The following is a 15,615-nucleotide window of genomic DNA, read 5'->3' as shown; positions in this document are numbered from 1 at the left end:
GGCCGGGCCGGGCCGGGGCGTGCCCGACCAGGTCCGCGGCCTACTTGATCATGGGCCAGGCCATGATGGTCGGGAAGGTGTACCACTCGCCGCGGTTGCCCGCCACGGCGGCCAGGATCAGGTAGACGATCTGCGCCACGCCCAGCGCCAGCGTCGGGATGAGCCAGATCCCGAGCGTGACCACGCTCAGCACCAGGTTGACGATCAGGTAGACGGTCTGGCTGATCGCCAGGTTGAGGCCCTGGGCGCCGTGGTGGCGCAGGAACGCCGACTCGTCCTTCTTGATCAGGAAGAGCAGCAGCGGGGCGATGAACCCCAGCAGGAACTGCCCCAGATGGCCCATGAGGGCCCAGGTGCGCTCGTCGGACGTCGCGCCCTGCCCATAGGGGGCGCCGTAGGGCTGCATCTGGCCGCCGTAGGCCGGGGCCTGACCGTACCCCGGAGCCTGCCCGTAGGCCCCGTAGCCGGGGTCGTGACCGGCCTGTCCGTACCCGGGCGCCTGACCGTACCCGGGCTGCTGGCCTTGGCCGGGGTTCTGCCCCCCGGCGCCCTGCCCGTACGGGTCCTGCCCGTAGGGATCGTGCCCGTGCGGGGCTTGACCGTGGCCCGGCTGCTGCTGTCCGTACCCTGGCTGTTCCGGAGGCCCGTACGACATCGCGTTCTCCTCGTGGGGGTCGCTGACGGAGGCGATCGATCTAAGGCGCGGGGACTGATCGGGCAGTTGGCGATATGGAGATAGATAGGTGCCGCCACCCCTTGGATGGCGCGGTGCGGTCAGGAGGTTCAGGGCTCCGGCGCGGTGACGAAGTCGATGAGCTCTTCGACACGGCCCAGGAGGGAGGGTTCCAGGTCGGTGTAGGTGGCGACCGATCCGAGGATCCGTTTCCATCCGGCACGCACGTCGTCCCCCCAGCCGAGCGCGGTGAGCACACCTTCTTTCCAGGGTACGCCGCGGGGGACGCGCGGCCACGCGGAAATTCCCACCGTCGAAGGCTTGACGGCCTCCCAGATGTCGATGAAGGGGTGGCCCGTGATGAGCACGTGGGGCGAGGACACCTGAGCGGCGATGCGGCTCTCCTTGGAGCCCTCGACGAGGTGGTCGACCAGCACCCCCAGGCGGCGTCCCGGGCCCGGCGCGAACTCGTCCACGATGGCCGGGAGGTCGTCGACGCCCTCCAGGTACTCCACGACGACGCCTTCCACGCGCAGGTCGTGGCCCCAGATCTTCTCGACGAGCTCCGCGTCGTGGACGCCCTCGACGTAGATGCGGCTCTCCTTGGCGACCTGTGCGCGCAGGCCCCGCACGGCGATCGACCCGGACGCCGACCGCACCGGCCGACCCTGGCCGCCGCCGGCTCCACCCGCGCCGCCCGGGGACCCCGGCGCCGCTCCGGTGGGACGGACGAGCGTCACCGGCCGGCCGTCGATGAGGAACCCCGCCTTGGCGAGCGGGAACACGCGCCGCTTGCCGAAACGGTCCTCGAGCGTGACGCCGAACTTGTCGCATCCGACCACGGCGCCGCAGAATCCGCTGTCCGGGTCCTCGGCGACCAGGCCGTTCTCGGCCGGGATCTCCGGGATGGTCCCCTTGCGGGGCCGCCGCCAGTCGCCCGCCAGAACGTCGTCGCCGTAGTCCTTGCTCTGCACGTTCAGGACTCTAACGAGAGCCCGGGCGGTCCGGCATCTCCGAATGCGGCTCGCCTGGCCGTACACTTGGCACTCGGAAGTATGGAGTGCCAGTACCGGGGGCAGAGGAGGTGACCACGTGCTCGACGACAGGAAACTCGCGGTCCTGCGGGCCATAGTCGAGGACTACGTGTCCACCAACGAGCCGGTCGGGTCCAAGACGCTGGTCGACCGGCACAACCTCGGCGTGTCCCCGGCGACGATCCGCAACGACATGGCGGTGCTGGAGGAGCAGGGCTACATCCACCAGCCGCACACCAGCGCGGGCCGCGTCCCGACCGACAAGGGCTACCGGCTGTTCGTCGACCGGCTGTCGACGATCAAGCCGCTGTCGGGCGCGGAGCGCCGCGCGATCGAGACCTTCCTCACCGGCGCCTACGACCTCGACGACGTGGTCGGCCGCACGGTGCGGCTGCTGGCCCAGCTCACCCGGCAGGTCGCGGTGGTGCAGTACCCCTCGCTCACCCGCTCGTCGGTCCGGCACGTCGAACTGGTCCCGGTGGCCGACCACCGGCTGCTGCTGGTCCTGATCACCAACACCGGGCGGGTCGAGCAGCGCTTGATCGAGGCGCCCGCGCAGCTGTCCGAGGAATCGATCGGGCACCTGCGGGCGTTGCTCAACACATGCCTGGACGGGTGCGGGCTCGGCGAGGTCCCGGCCGCGGTGGCCGACCTGCCGGACCGGGTGCAGCCCGAGGACCGGCCGGTGACGGCCGCCGTGCTCTCGGTGCTGCTGGAGACGCTGGTGGAGAAGCACGATGAGAAGATCGTCTTCGCCGGCGCGGCCAACCTGGCGGCGGTGGACTTCTCGCAGAGCCTGCGCGAGGTGCTCGAGGCGCTGGAGGAGCAGGTGGTCCTGATGAGGCTGCTCGGGGAGACGGGCGACTCCTCTACAGTTACGGTGCGGATCGGCACCGAGAACCCCGACGAGGGGCTCCGATCGACCTCGGTGGTCGTCGCCGATTACGGGGTCGGCGACATGACCCTGGCCCGGCTGGGAGTGCTCGGGCCTACACGCATGGACTACCCCGGCACGATGGGAGCGGTACGGGCAGTGGCACGCTACGTCGGACAGATCCTGGCGGGGTCGTAAGTGGCCAACGACTACTACGCGACCCTCGGCGTCCGCCGCGACGCCAGCCCGGACGAGGTCAAGAAGGCCTACCGCCGGCTGGCCCGGGAGCTTCACCCGGACGTGAACCCGGACCCGGAGACCCAGGAGCGGTTCAAGGAGATCACCCAGGCCTACGAGGTGCTCTCCGACCCGAAGAAGCGCGAGATGTACGACCTGGGCGCCGACCCGTTCGCACCGGGCGGCGCGGGCGCCGGGGCGGGCGGCTTCGGCGGCGCCGGATTCCCGTTCAGCGACATCATGGACGCCTTCTTCGGCAGCGCGGCCTCCCGCGGGCCGCGCACCCGCGCCCGCCGCGGCCGCAACGCGACGCTGCGGGTGGAGCTCGGCCTGGACGAGACCGCGTTCGGCACCACCCGCGAGCTGTCCATCGACACGGCGGTGGCGTGCACCACCTGCAGTGGCTCGGGCTGCGCGCCCGGCACCCACCCGGACACCTGCGACACCTGCCACGGGCGGGGTGAGGTGCAGCAGGTGCAGCGCTCGTTCCTGGGCCAGGTCATGACGGCCCGGCCGTGCCCGCAGTGCGGCGGCTTCGGCAGCGTGATCCGCACCCCGTGCCAGGAGTGCTCGGGGGACGGCCGGGTCCGCACCCGCCGCACCGTCAAGGTCAAGATCCCGGCGGGCGTGGAGAACGGCATCCACATCCAGCTGGCCGGCGAGGGCGAGGTCGGCCCGGGCGGCGGCCCGCCCGGCGACCTGTTCCTGGAGATCGTGGAGAAGCCGCACGCGATCTTCGAGCGGGAGGGCGACGACCTGCACTGCACGGTCGAGATCCCGATGACGGCCGCGGCGCTGGGCACCAGCGTCACCGTCGAGACGCTGGACGGCGCCGAGGACGTCGACATCAAGCCGGCCACCCAGTCCGGCCAGGTGATCAGGCTGTACGGGCGCGGCGTCCGGCATCTCAACGAGAGCGGCCGCGGCGACCTGCACATCCATGTCAACGTCGAGACCCCGGGCAAGCTCGACGAGGAGCAGGAGGAGCTCCTGCGCCGCCTGGCGCAGCTGCGCGGCGAGGAGCGCCCGCCCGGCAAGTTCGCACCGGGGCAGCGGAGCGTGTTCTCCAGGCTCCGGGACGTCTTCAACCAGTAGGAGCGCGGTGCGGCCGGCGGCGGCCGCACCGGACGCCAGGAGATGCCGATGAGTCCGCCGGTGTTCCTCGCCGAGACCGCCGGTCTGGAGGGGGAGCGGGTCGTCCTGGACGGCCCCGAGGGGCGGCACGCCGCCACCGTGAAGCGGCTGCGGCCCGGCGAGCGCGTCGACCTGACCGACGGCGCCGGGCTGCTGGCCGAGTGCGTCGTCGTCACGGCCGACCGGTCGTCGCTGACCCTGGACGTGCTGGCCCGCGAGCGGCGCCCGGCGCCCGAGCCGCGGCTGGTGGTCGTCCAGGCGCTGCCCAAGGGGGAGCGCGGCGAGCTGGCGGTGGAGACGATGACCGAGGCGGGCGTGGACGAGATCGTCCCGTGGGCGGCGGCCCGCTGCGTCACCCAGTGGCGTCCCGAGCGCCGCGAGAAGGCGCTGGGCCGCTGGCGGTCCGCCGCGCGGGAGGCCGCCAAGCAGGCCCGCCGCAGCCGCCTGCCGGAGGTCGCGGAGCTCGCCACGACCGACCGGGTCGCCGGACGGCTCGCGGCGGCGTCCGCCGCGCTGGTCCTGCACGAGGAGGCGGAGGGGCCGCTCAGCGCGGTCAGGCCGCCGGCCACCGGGGAGATCATCGCGGTGGTCGGGCCGGAGGGCGGGATCACCGAGGAGGAGCTGGCGGCGTTCGCGGCGGCGGGCGCCCGCACGGTGCGCCTGGGCCCGACGGTGCTGCGGACCTCCACGGCGGGCGTCGCCGCCCTGTCAGTCCTCATGGCGGCCACCGGCCGCTGGTAGACACACGGACCGGCCGCGCGGGGCGTGGGACCGGGCCGGTGTCTCACCGGCCCGTGCGGCGGCGGGGTTACTGGGCGGAGGAGCCCTCGGACTGGGCCGGGACGGGCTGCTCCTCGCTGATCGGCGGGTCGCTCGGGGTCGTCGGGCCCGGGTCGGTCGAACCGGTGTCGGACGGCGACGGCGACGGCGACGGGGACGTCGAGGGGCCCGGGCACGCCGAGGGCGGCGTGCCGCCGCCGGACCCGCCGCTCGGGGCGGGGCTCGGGGTGCCGGCCGTGCTCGGGGCCGGGGTCGTGCCGGCGCAGGCGGGGGAGCCGGGCGACGCGGCGGGCGACGGCGTGCCGGTCTCGCTCGGGTCGCCGCTCTCGCTGGGGACGGCGGAGGCGGGCGGCTGCGCGTTGGGCGGGACGCCCTGCGGACCGGTGGGATCGCCGTCGGAGCTGTTGTGCCGCCCCTTCTCGGAGGTGCCGTTGCTGCCCGCCGACTGGATGAGGTCGATCGTCTGCGGAGCGGTGACGCCGATGCCGGCGATGAGGACGGCGACGGCCACGGCCAGCACGGGGCGGGCCCAGATCGCCGTGAACCAGTCCCAGCCGAACCTGTGCTGCGCGCGATCGTCGATACGGCTCCGGATCTTCTCCAGGCCGTCGGCCGAGGGTATGACCCCCGCCGCCTCCGCGTGCAGGGCGCGGCGGAGGATCTCGCCGTGCTCGTCGTGGGGGTCGGTGGTCATGTGAACTGCTCCAGGATGTTGCGTAGCGCGGCCATGCCGCGTGCCGTATGGCTCTTGACGGCACCTCGGGAGATGCCCATCGTCTGGGCGATCTCCGCTTCGGACAGATCGGCGTAGTATCGCAGCACCAGCGCCTCGCGCTGCCGGGTGGGCAGCCTGTGCAGCGCCTGGATCACCGCGGAGCGCTCGAGCTCCCCGATGGCGCCCGCCTCCGCGCTCGGCGCGTCCGGCAGGCCCTTGGGGGCGTACTTCTCGACGACGGCGCGGTGCCGCAGCACCGACCGCGACCGGTTGACCACCGACTGCCGCAGGTAGGACAGGGCCTTGTCGGGATCGCGGAGGCGCCGCCATCCGCCGTGCATGGCCACGAACGCGTCCTGGACGACCTCCTCGGCCGTCCCGGCGTCGCGCACCAGCATGGCGGCGAGGCGTACCAGCGATCGGTAGTTGGCACTGTAGAGCGCGGTCACGGCCTGGTCCGCGTCCCAGGCCACGGCCACCGCCCCGGCCGTGCCCCTGGCCACGAGGGTCTCGGTCACGTCAGTGGGACGCCCACCCTCGTCGTCGGGTTTACGAAAGGGCATCGTCTGTCTTGCCTCGGTCACCTATACGCCACCGTACGAAAGGGCATGCTGTACTGCTCTCGCCTCAGTCACCTGTCCGCCGCCTTCAACCGACCCCGGCCGCGTTGTCGGACGATCGCCCCGACTGCGGCGTGGAGCGGCGAACCGACCGGTCGGAAGGCGAGGCACGCTACTGACGGGCCGGAGGTACGCCTGGGCTGACAACCATAATCCAGCGGCCGGACCGAATGGGTCTGAAACCGCCCAGAGGTTGATCAGTGCGAGCCGATTCTCAGCGGGGCTCCGCGGGCCATGGGACGGCCGGTCTCGATAGGATCTCCGGCACCATGGCCGGCGGGAGGAGAGCGATGACGGACTGCCTGTTCTGCAAGATCGTTTCGGGGGACGTGCCCGCCAAGATCGTGCGCGAGTCGGCGGGGACGGTCGCGTTCCGCGACATCAACCCGCAGGCGCCCACGCACGTGCTGGTCATCCCGCGTGAGCACCACCCGACCGTGGGCGAGCTGGCCGCCGCCGACCCCGAGCTGCTGGCCGAGCTGCTGGGGGAGGCCCGCCAGGTCGCCGAGGACGAGGGCGTGGCGGAGGGCGGCTACCGCATCGTCTTCAACACCGGTCCCCAGGCCGGGCAGACCGTCTTCCACGTGCACGCGCACGTCCTGGGCGGCCGTGGCCTGAACTGGCCGCCCGGCTGACCGCCCGCCGGGGCGGGCCGCGCCGACCGGCGCCCGGAACGCTCCACCGCGCCGTCCCGCGCCCGATCTCCGCCCCGCCGTTTCGCGGGTGGCGTACGGGGGCGGGCGAGCGGAAATACAGCGGCGCTCCGTCGCGGGCGGCCAGTACCATTGGAAGGGACACAGGCAGGAGACATCCGGACGAGAGAAGGCAGGTCGGAGAGGCCGTAAGGCCCGGCTGATGGTCGAATCAACTCACGCGGGACGCGCCGACGCCGGCGCGCGGTCCCAGATCAAGATCGTGGTGCCGGACGACCATTCGATGGTGAGCCTGCTGGGCTCCCGGGATGAGTTGCTCCACGTCATCGAGCGCGCTTTCCACAGCGACATCCATGTCCGGGGCAACGAGATCACCGTGACCGGCCCCGAGTCCGAGTCCGAGCTGGTGTCCAGCCTCTTCTCCGAGCTGATCGACCTGCTCAGGAGCGGGACGCAGCTGACCCCCGACGCCGTGGAGCGCAGCCTGGCGATGTTGCGGAACCAGACCGAGGAGCGCCCGGCCGAGGTGCTGACCCTGGACGTGCTGTCCAGCCGGGGCCGCACCATCCGGCCCAAGACGCTCAACCAGAAGCGGTACGTCGACGCGATCGACAAGCACACGATCGTGTTCGGCATCGGCCCCGCCGGCACCGGCAAGACCTACCTGGCCATGGCCAAGGCGGTCAAGGCGCTGCAGGACAAGCAGGTCAACCGGATCATCCTGACCCGGCCGGCGGTCGAGGCGGGGGAGCGGCTGGGGTTCCTGCCCGGCACGCTCTACGAGAAGATCGACCCCTACCTGCGGCCGCTGTACGACGCGCTGCACGACATGGTCGACCCCGACTCGATCCCGCGCCTGATGGCGGCCGGCACCATCGAGGTGGCCCCGCTGGCGTACATGCGCGGCAGGACGCTGAACGACTCCTTCATCATCCTGGACGAGGCGCAGAACACCTCGCCGGAGCAGATGAAGATGTTCCTGACCCGGCTGGGCTTCGGCTCCAAGGTCGTGGTGACCGGCGACGTCACCCAGGTCGACCTGCCGGGCGGGCAGCAGAGCGGGCTGCGGGTGGTGCAGGACATCCTCGAGGGCGTGGAGGACATCCACTTCTGCCGGCTGAACAGCCACGACGTCGTCCGGCACAAGCTGGTCACCAACATCGTCGACGCCTACAGCCGCTACGACGCGTCCAGGGAGTCCAGCGTCCCCGCGATCAAGCAGGGCGCGCGCGGCCCGTCGTCCCGCAAGCGGGGCCGCTAGATGGCCGGGGAGCCGGGTCCGGGGCGGGGGCGCGGCCGGTGAGCATCGAGGTGCTGAACGAGTCGGGCGTCGAGGTCGACGAGAACGCCCTGTCCGCGCTGGCCCGGCACGTCCTGGACGGGATGCGCGTGCACCCGCTGGCCGAGCTGTCGGTGCTGCTGGTCGACGAGACCGCGATGAGCGAGCTGCACGAGAAGTGGATGGGCGAGCCCGGCCCGACCGACGTGCTGGCCTTCCCGATGGACGAGCTGCGGCCCGGCCACATGTCCGGCGGCGCCGACGAGGACGGCGAGACCGATCCGGGGCTGCTGGGCGACGTGGTGCTGTGCCCCGCGGTCGCCGATCGGCAGGCCGGTCAGGCCGGCCACGGGCGGGGCGAGGAGCTGGAGCTGCTGTGCACGCACGGCATCCTGCACCTGCTGGGCTATGACCACGCCGAGCCCGAGGAGCACAAGGAGATGTTCGGCCTGCAGGCCGACCTGCTGAACGCCTGGCAGGAGAAACGCGGCCGGCGATGATCCCCTCCCGTCGCCGCGTCCGGTCCCCCCGGCCCCTCCCGTCCGGCGGGGAGGCGGGGCAGGCATGAGTTCCGCTCAGGGGTGGCTGCTGGCGCTGGCCGTGGCGCTGGTGTGCACGGCCGGGCTGCTGGCGGGCACCGAGGCGGCGCTGGCGCGGGTGTCGCGGGTGCGCGTCGAGGAGCTGGTGCGCGAGGAGCGGCGCGGCGCGGCCCGGCTGGCCGCGGTCGTGGCCGACCCGGCCCGCTACCTCAACATGGTGCTGCTGCTGCGGATCAGCTGCGAGCTGGTCGCCACGGTGATCGTGGCCGATCTGTGCATCTCGTGGCTGGACGAGACGTGGCGGGCCTACGTCACCGCCGCCGCGATCATGATCGTGGTGAGCTATGTGGTGGTCGGGGTGGGCCCGCGGACCCTGGGCCTGCAGCACGCCGACCGGATCGCGCTGGCCGGCGCGGCGGTGATCCATCCGGTGACCCGGGTGTTCGGCCCGCTGCCGCGGCTGCTGATCCTGCTCGGCAACGCGCTCACCCCGGGCAAGGGGTTCCGCGAGGGGCCGTTCGCGTCCGAGGCCGAGCTGCGCGACCTGGTCGACCTGGCCGAGCAGCGCAGCCTGATCGAGCCGGACGAGCGGGAGATGATCCACTCGGTGTTCGAGCTGGGCGACACCCTGGTCCGCGAGGTCATGGTGCCGCGCACCGACATCGTGTTCATCGAGCGCGGCAAGACGCTGCGGCAGGCCCTGACGCTGGCGCTGCGCAGCGGGTTCTCCCGGATCCCGGTGGTGGGCGAGAACGAGGACGACGTGGTCGGCATCGCCTACCTCAAGGACGTGGTGCGGCGCGGCCACGAGCACCGCGAGGGCGAGTCGGTGGAGACCGTCGAGTCGGTGATGCGCCCGGCGACCTACGTTCCCGACAGCAAGCCGATCGACGAGCTGCTGCGGGAGATGCAGGCCCGGCAGATCCACCTGGCCGTGGTGATCGACGAGTACGGCGGCACCGCCGGGCTGGTCACCATCGAGGACATCCTCGAGGAGATCGTGGGCGAGATCGCCGACGAGTACGACGTGGAGACCCCGCGGGTGGAGTGGCTGGACGAGTCCACCGCCCGGGTCACCGCCCGGCTGCCGGTGGAGGACCTCGCCGAGCTGTTCGAGGTGGGGATCGAGGTGGAGGAGGTCGAGACGGTGGGCGGGCTGCTGGCGCACGCCCTCGGCCGTGTCCCGATCGAGGGTTCCACAGCGACGGTGGCCGGGCTGTCGCTGAAGGCCGAGAGCATCGCGGGCCGCCGCAACCGGATCGGCACGGTCCTGGTGCACCGGCTTCCCGAGCCGTCCGAGCAGGAGGCCGAGGCCCACCAGGCCGCCGGCTGACCGGGGCGCGGCCGGCTGGGACGCTCGGTGGCCGGCGGAGGCGGCGCTTGCTCTCCGGGGTTGGTTCGTTACTTTCCGGGAATGATGGTGGGTGTTGAGTACGTTCGGGGGCACCCATGTCGCGCTTCGTTCACGGGCCGGTGTGTGTCGCCGGGGTCGCCCTGGTGGCGGTCGCGGGGTGCGGCGGGGGGTTGACGCCGGCCGAGCCGCTGGCACCGCCCGGCAGGCCGACGGGTGAGCCGTCCGGACGTCTGGCTGGGGCCTCGCTGCTGGCGCCTGCCGACGTTCAGGGGGAGGGGTTCCTGCCCGCGGAGCGGCAGGACGTGTTCACCGGGCTGCGGCCGCACGACCCCGCGTGCGCGCGGATGCTGGCGCTCGCCGACGTGCGGCGCCCGGACGATACCCGCGGCGCGCCCCGGGGACTGGCGGTGTTCTACCGGTCGCAGCCGCCCGCGACGATGGCCGAGCACCTGGTGAGGCTCCCGCCCGGCGCGGCCGGACGGTACATCACACGGGTCCGGGCGGCGGTGGCCGGGTGTCCGAGGATCCGGATGCTTGTCGGGCCGCGCGAGGCGGTCCTCGACCGGGCCCGCGCGCGGCGTCCCGCCGGGGTGCGCGACGCCGTCGCCGTCACCTATGCCGGTCGTGGTCGCGGGGGCATCGATCTCGCGATGTTCTGGGCGCGTTCCCGGGACGACCTGCTCGTGGTCGCGGCGGCGGGTGAGGCCGTCGCCGGTCCGTCGATGCAGAGGATCGCGGCGCGCGCCGTCCACAGGCTCCAGGACGAACACGCCCGCCCCGGACGCTGAGCCGGGGCGTCATGAGCCGGGGCGTCATGAGCCGGGGGCATCAGGTGAGCGTGGTGCGGAGGGAGCCGTCCGGGGCGGCCACCAGGATGGCGGCCTTGGCGCCCAGGTCGCGCACGGCGGAGACGTCGCCGGGGCGGGCGGTGTCGGCGGCGGTGACCACCGCGGCGGCCTCCAGGTCCTCGGCGCCGCTGGAGACGGCCATCGCCACCGCCACCTGGAGGGCGGTCAGCTTCAGGGACGGCAGTTCGACGGTCGTCGCCGAGTAGGTGCGGCCGTTCTCGTCGCGTACCGCGGCCCCCTCGGCGGCGCCCGCGCGGGCGCGGGCGGACCGGGCCAGGGTGATGATCTTGGCGTCCTCGGGGTTCATGTCGCTCACGGTCAAAGCCTAGAGGGTGACCTGCGCGGCGGCGGGCCGCGGGCGGCGTCGCAAGCGGGCGGCAAGCGGCCGCCAAGCGGTGCGGGCGAGGCTCGGTGCGTCAACGGAGCACTGCCATGGGGGACGAGATGTCTCGTTTGCTTTACCGCCTGGGAAGGGCCGCGGCGCGGCGGCCCTGGCGGTTCATCGCGGTCTGGGTGCTGGTGGTGGCCGCGATCGGGGGCGCCGCGGGCGTCGCCGGGGGTTCGCTGCACGACGACTACACCCTGGCCGGGACGGGCTCGCAGCGCGCCGCCGATCTCCTGAAGGAGCGGTTCCCGGCGCTGTCGGGCGCGGACGCGCGGGTGGTCGTCCACGCCCGGGACGGGGGCGCGCTGGACCAGGCGGGGCTGGCGGCGGCGCGGCAGCGGCTGGGCGCGCTGCCGCACGTCAGCGCCGTCGACCCGGTGCGGCCGAGCCGGGACGGGGCGACCGCGCTGATCACGGTCCGGTACGACGTGCCGGTCACCGACCTGGCGCCCGGCGAGACCCTCGACCGTCTGCGGGAGGCCACCCGCGGCCTGACGGCGGCGGGGGAGCAGGTGGAGTTCGGCGGGCAGGTGCCGGAGAACGTGACGGCGCCCGGCGGTGTCGCCGAGGCGGTCGGCGTCGTGGCGGCCCTGGTGATCCTGCTGCTGGCGTTCGGGTCGGTGGTCGCGGCCGGGCTGCCCCTCGCGGTGGCGCTGGCGGGGCTGGGCGCCGGCGTCTCGGGGATCTTCGTCCTGGCCGCGTTCGCGAACGTGGCGACGACGGCGCCGACGCTGGCGATGATGACCGGCCTCGGCGTCGGGATCGACTACGCCCTGTTCATCCTCACCCGGCATCGCGAGGGGCTGGCCGAGGGGCTGGAGGTCGCCGAGGCGGCCGGCCGCGCCAACGCCACCGCCGGGCTGTCGGTGCTCTTCGCCGGGTTCACCGTGCTGCTGGCGCTGTGCGGGCTGGTGCTGTCGCGCGTCCCGGTGTTCATGACCATGGGCTTCGCCACCGGGATCGTGGTGGCGGCGACCGTGGCGAGTGCGGTGACGCTGCTGCCGGCCGTGCTGGGCCTGGCGGGACGGCGGGTGCTGCGCCGCCGCGACCGGGCCGAGGGCGCCACGATCGGGGCGGAGTCGCCGCGGGTGCGGCGCTGGGCCGAGCATGTCGGGCGCCGCCCGTGGCCGTGGCTGCTGGCCGCGCTCGTGCTGATGCTGACGCTGGCCGCCCCGGCGCTGGGCATGCGGACCTGGCCGAGCGACGCCAGCAGCGAGCCGGCGTCCAACACCGTGCGGCAGGCCTACGACCTGGTGGAGGAGTCGTACGGGGCGGGCGCCAACGGGCCGCTGCTGGTCGCGGTGGACCTGCGCGTGTCGCCCGACGCCGAGGGGCTGCGGGCGCGGCTCGCCGCGGCCGGCGGGGTCGTGTCGGTGGCGCCGCCGCAGGTGTCGCCGGACCGCGGCGCCGCGGTGCTGGTGGTCACGCCGGAGTACGGCCCGCAGGACGAGCGCGCCACCGAGCTCGTCGACCGGCTGCGCGCGGAGGTGCTGCCGCCGGGGGCCGAGATCACCGGGCTGACCGCCGCGTACGTCGATCTCAGCCGGATCCTGGACGAGCGGCTGTGGCCGGTGATCGGGGCCGTGGTCGCCACCTCGTTCCTCATGCTGATGATCGTCTTCAGGTCGCTGCTGGCGCCGTTGAAGGCCGCCGCGATGAACCTGCTGTCGATCGGCGCGGCCTACGGCGTGCTGACCGCGGTGTTCCAGTGGGGGTGGGGCGCGGAGCTGCTCGGCCTGCCGCACAGCGTGCCGGTGTCCAGCTTCATCGTGCTGCTGATGTTCGCGGTGCTGTTCGGGGTGTCGATGGACTACGAGGTGTTCCTGCTGTCGCGGGTGCGGGAGGAGTGGCTGCGGACGGGGGACGCGCGCGGCTCGGTGTCGACCGGGCTGGCCGTCACCGGGCGGGTGATCACCAGCGCGGCGCTGATCATGGTGGCGGTGTTCCTCGGATTCGCGATGGATCCCGGGCTGGTGATCAAGCAGATGGGCGTCGGGCTGGCGGTGGCGGTCGCGCTGGACGCGACCGTGGTGCGGCTGGTGCTCGTGCCGGCGACGATGGCGCTGCTGGGACGGGCGAACTGGTGGCTGCCGGGCCCCCTCGACCGGCTGCTTCCTTCGTTCGATCCGCACGGCGCGGACGGCCCCGCGTACGCGGCCTCCCGCGAGGCCGAGGGCGGCGCGTCCGCGGAGCCGGGCGAGCGCGAGCTCGGCCGCGTCTGACCCGCGAGCCGAGCCCGGACCCGCCTGACCTGCGGCGGAGCGCGGCGCCGTCAGCCGCCGCGGGAGTCGGAAAGAGAGCGCCGGAACCCCGGTTTAGGCTGGCCGGGAAATGGCGAACGTGCGTGTGCTCGGCAGTTTCGAGGCGTGGGTGGACGGGGCCCCGGCCGATCTCGGCGGGCCCCGCCAGCGCTCGGTGCTGGCCCGGCTGGTGGTGGCGCGCGGCCGGATGGTCCCCGCCGACGGCCTGGTCGCCGATCTGTGGCCCGGCGAGGCCCCCTCCCGGGCCCCGGCGGGCCTGCAGTCGTTCGTCTCCCATCTGCGCCGGGCGCTGGAGCCGGGACGGCCGCCGCGGACCCCGGCCCGGGTGCTGGTCACGGCGCCGCCCGGGTACGCGCTGCGGCTGCCGGACGGCGCCGTGGACGCCTGGCGGTTCGACGCGCTGGTCGACGAGGCGGCCGAGCGGCTGGACGGCGACGATCCCGCCGGGGCCCGGCGGTGCGCGGAGGGCGCGCTGGGGGAGTGGCGGGGCCCGGCGTACGCCGAGTTCGCCGACCTGCCCTGGGCCGTCGCGGAGGCGGCCCGCCTGGACGAGCGCCGCCGCCTGGCCACCGAGCGCCGCGCCGAGGCGATGCTGCGGCTGGACGCGGCGGCCGAGGCCGTGCCCGACCTGGAGGCGCACGCCGCCGGGAACCCGCTGCGCGAGGAGGCGTGGCGGCTGCTCGCGCTCGCCCTCTACCGGACGGGCCGTCAGGGCGACGCGCTCGCGGCGCTGCGCCGCGCCCGCGCCACCCTGGCCGAGGAACTGGGCGTGGACCCCGGCCCGGCACTGCGCCGCCTGGAGTCCGACATCCTGGCGCAGGCGCCCGAGCTCACGGCGGGTCCCCGGGCGGCTCGGCCCCGCCTTCTCGTCATGCCCGAGCCGTCGCCCCTGCTCGCCTCCGGCGCGTCGCGCGCGCCCGCCCTCGTCCGCGAGACGGGCCCGGTCTTCGTCGGGCGGCGGGACGAGCTGGAACGGCTGACCGCCGCGGCCCGCGACGCCGCCGCCGGGACCCGGTGCGGCCTCGTCCTCGTCGCCGGGGACGCCGGAATGGGCAAGACCGCCCTGGCCGAGCGCCTCGCCGGACTCCTCACCGGCGACGGCTGGACCTGCGGGTGGGGCGGTGCCGCCGAGACCGGAAGCGCCCCCGCGGCCTGGCCCTGGGCCGAACTGCTGCGCGGGCTCGCCGCGGCCGGACCCCCGCCCGGCGACCTCGCCGGACGGCTGGCACCGCTGCTCTCCCACACCGGTCCCGCGCCGCACCACGCGCGGGGAAACGTCCACGAGGACGCCACCACCGGCCGCTTCCGGCTCCACCTCGCCGTCGGCGACTACCTCGCCGGGCTGGCCTCGCGCGCGCCGCTGCTCCTCGTCCTGGACGACCTGCACTGGGCCGACCAGGAGACCCTCGCGCTGCTGGCCGCCCTCCCGCGCCGCCTCCGCGGCCGGCCCGTGCTGCTGGTCGGCACCTACCGCCGCACCGAGTCGTCCGAACGGCTGCAGGACGCCCTGGCCGCCCTCGCCCGGCACGAGCCGCTGCGCCTGGAACTGGCCGGCCTTCCCGCCGCCGACATCGCCGCCCTGGTCCGCGCGACCTGCGCCGCCGAGGTCGGCGACGCCGAGGTCGCCGTGATCGCCGAGCGCACCGGCGGCAACCCGTTCTTCACCCGCGAGACCGCCCGGCTCCTGGACGCCGAGGGCGTGGACGCCGCCACCCGCCTGGTCCCCGCCGGCGTCGGCGACGTGCTGCGCCGCCGGATCGCGCGGCTTCCCGAGGACGCGCAGGCGGTCCTGCGGTGCGCGGCGGTCGTCGGCCGCGACGCCGACCTGGGCGTCCTCACCGACGTGTCCGGCGGCGACGAGGACGCCGTCATCGACGCCGTGGAGGCGGGCCTGGCGGCCGGGCTGGTGACCGAGCCGGGCGCGGGCCGGGTCCGGTTCGCGCACGACCTCGTCCGCGACACCCTCTACACCGGCCTGTCGGGGGCCCGCCGCGCCCGCCTGCACGGCCGCGCCGCCGCCGCGCTGGAACGCCGCCGCCCCGCCGAGATCGCCGCCATCGCCCACCACCACCTCGAACACCTGGAGGCGGGCGCCGCCGACCCCGGCAAGGCCGTCCGGTACGCGCGGGCTGCGGCGGAGGCGTCCCGAGTCCCATCGTGCACACCGCGGAGGAGCACGACCGGTTCGGCCGGCATCTCGTCGGCGACCTGCGGCACGCGGTCGCGACC

Annotated in this window: 15 protein-coding genes; 10 read left to right on the top strand and 5 right to left on the bottom strand. The window is 74.2% G+C overall.

Going from position 1 to position 15,615, the window contains the following annotated elements:
• Positions 1-40: 40 nt before the first annotated feature.
• Both ACFPZN_RS44345 and ACFPZN_RS44340 read right to left on the bottom strand, forming a co-directional pair.
• Positions 41-655 carry a DUF4870 domain-containing protein gene (locus ACFPZN_RS44345; RefSeq protein WP_378288916.1) on the bottom strand — a complete coding sequence of 205 codons (615 nt, stop codon included), beginning with the start codon at positions 653-655 and terminating at the stop codon, positions 41-43.
• Positions 656-783: 128 nt separating this feature from the next.
• On the bottom strand, positions 784-1,647 hold the full coding sequence (locus ACFPZN_RS44340; protein WP_378288914.1) for a DUF3097 domain-containing protein: 864 nt from the start codon (positions 1,645-1,647) through the stop codon (positions 784-786).
• Between the two features lie 118 nt (positions 1,648-1,765).
• On the opposite strand from ACFPZN_RS44340, the gene hrcA reads away from it, so the two are divergent.
• Genes hrcA through ACFPZN_RS44325 form a run of 3 tightly spaced genes read left to right on the top strand, consistent with a single transcriptional unit; the run spans position 1,766 to position 4,693 of the window.
• Positions 1,766-2,779 (top strand): heat-inducible transcriptional repressor HrcA, encoded by a 1,014-nt coding sequence (gene hrcA, locus ACFPZN_RS44335; RefSeq protein ID WP_378288912.1) that lies wholly within the window; start codon positions 1,766-1,768, stop codon positions 2,777-2,779.
• Positions 2,780-3,913, top strand: a complete 1,134-nt coding sequence (gene dnaJ / locus ACFPZN_RS44330; RefSeq protein ID WP_378288910.1) for a molecular chaperone DnaJ — start codon at positions 2,780-2,782, stop codon at positions 3,911-3,913. It begins immediately after the preceding gene.
• 48 nt (positions 3,914-3,961) lie between these two features.
• Positions 3,962-4,693, top strand: coding sequence for a 16S rRNA (uracil(1498)-N(3))-methyltransferase (locus tag ACFPZN_RS44325; RefSeq protein WP_378288908.1), 732 nt, complete (start codon positions 3,962-3,964; stop codon positions 4,691-4,693).
• A gap of 67 nt (positions 4,694-4,760) precedes the next feature.
• Here the strand turns inward: ACFPZN_RS44325 and ACFPZN_RS44320 are convergent, their stop codons facing one another.
• Entirely contained in the window at positions 4,761-5,426 is a 666-nt protein-coding gene (locus ACFPZN_RS44320; protein WP_378288906.1) for a hypothetical protein, read from the bottom strand.
• Positions 5,423-6,010, bottom strand: coding sequence for a SigE family RNA polymerase sigma factor (locus ACFPZN_RS44315; protein ID WP_378288968.1), 588 nt, complete (start codon positions 6,008-6,010; stop codon positions 5,423-5,425). The genes ACFPZN_RS44320 and ACFPZN_RS44315 overlap by 4 nt, the downstream gene beginning before the upstream one ends.
• Before the next feature lie 347 nt (positions 6,011-6,357).
• Here ACFPZN_RS44315 and ACFPZN_RS44310 point away from each other — a divergent pair, with 347 nt between their 5' ends.
• The 5 genes from ACFPZN_RS44310 to ACFPZN_RS44290 all read left to right on the top strand — a co-directional run bounded on the left by ACFPZN_RS44310 (position 6,358) and on the right by ACFPZN_RS44290 (position 10,680).
• Positions 6,358-6,702, top strand: a complete 345-nt coding sequence (locus tag ACFPZN_RS44310; protein WP_378288904.1) for a histidine triad nucleotide-binding protein — start codon at positions 6,358-6,360, stop codon at positions 6,700-6,702.
• Positions 6,703-6,922: 220 nt separating this feature from the next.
• Complete coding sequence (locus tag ACFPZN_RS44305; protein WP_378288902.1) at positions 6,923-7,981, top strand: PhoH family protein; 1,059 nt, start codon at positions 6,923-6,925, stop codon at positions 7,979-7,981.
• Between the two features lie 38 nt (positions 7,982-8,019).
• Entirely contained in the window at positions 8,020-8,499 is a 480-nt protein-coding gene (gene ybeY, locus ACFPZN_RS44300) for an rRNA maturation RNase YbeY (protein ID WP_378288900.1), read from the top strand.
• 64 nt (positions 8,500-8,563) lie between these two features.
• Entirely contained in the window at positions 8,564-9,871 is a 1,308-nt protein-coding gene (locus ACFPZN_RS44295) for a hemolysin family protein (RefSeq protein WP_378288898.1), read from the top strand.
• Positions 9,872-9,987: 116 nt separating this feature from the next.
• A complete protein-coding gene (locus ACFPZN_RS44290) occupies positions 9,988-10,680 on the top strand; it encodes a hypothetical protein (protein WP_378288896.1) in 693 nt (230 codons plus the stop codon).
• Between the two features lie 40 nt (positions 10,681-10,720).
• On the opposite strand, the gene ACFPZN_RS44285 is transcribed toward ACFPZN_RS44290, so the two are convergent.
• Positions 10,721-11,047, bottom strand: coding sequence for a cytidine deaminase (locus ACFPZN_RS44285; protein ID WP_378288966.1), 327 nt, complete (start codon positions 11,045-11,047; stop codon positions 10,721-10,723).
• 137 nt (positions 11,048-11,184) lie between these two features.
• Here ACFPZN_RS44285 and ACFPZN_RS44280 point away from each other — a divergent pair, with 137 nt between their 5' ends.
• Both ACFPZN_RS44280 and ACFPZN_RS44275 read left to right on the top strand, forming a co-directional pair.
• On the top strand, positions 11,185-13,347 hold the full coding sequence (locus ACFPZN_RS44280) for an MMPL family transporter (protein WP_378288894.1): 2,163 nt from the start codon (positions 11,185-11,187) through the stop codon (positions 13,345-13,347).
• A 109-nt stretch (positions 13,348-13,456) separates the two neighbouring features.
• Positions 13,457-15,615: BTAD domain-containing putative transcriptional regulator (locus ACFPZN_RS44275; protein ID WP_378288892.1), on the top strand; the 2,159-nt coding region annotated here is incomplete at its 3' end.

The organism is Actinomadura rugatobispora (assembly GCF_042656285.1).
Lineage (GTDB): Bacteria > Actinomycetota > Actinomycetes > Streptosporangiales > Streptosporangiaceae > Spirillospora > Spirillospora rugatobispora.
This window is presented reverse-complemented; position numbering and strand designations above follow the sequence as displayed.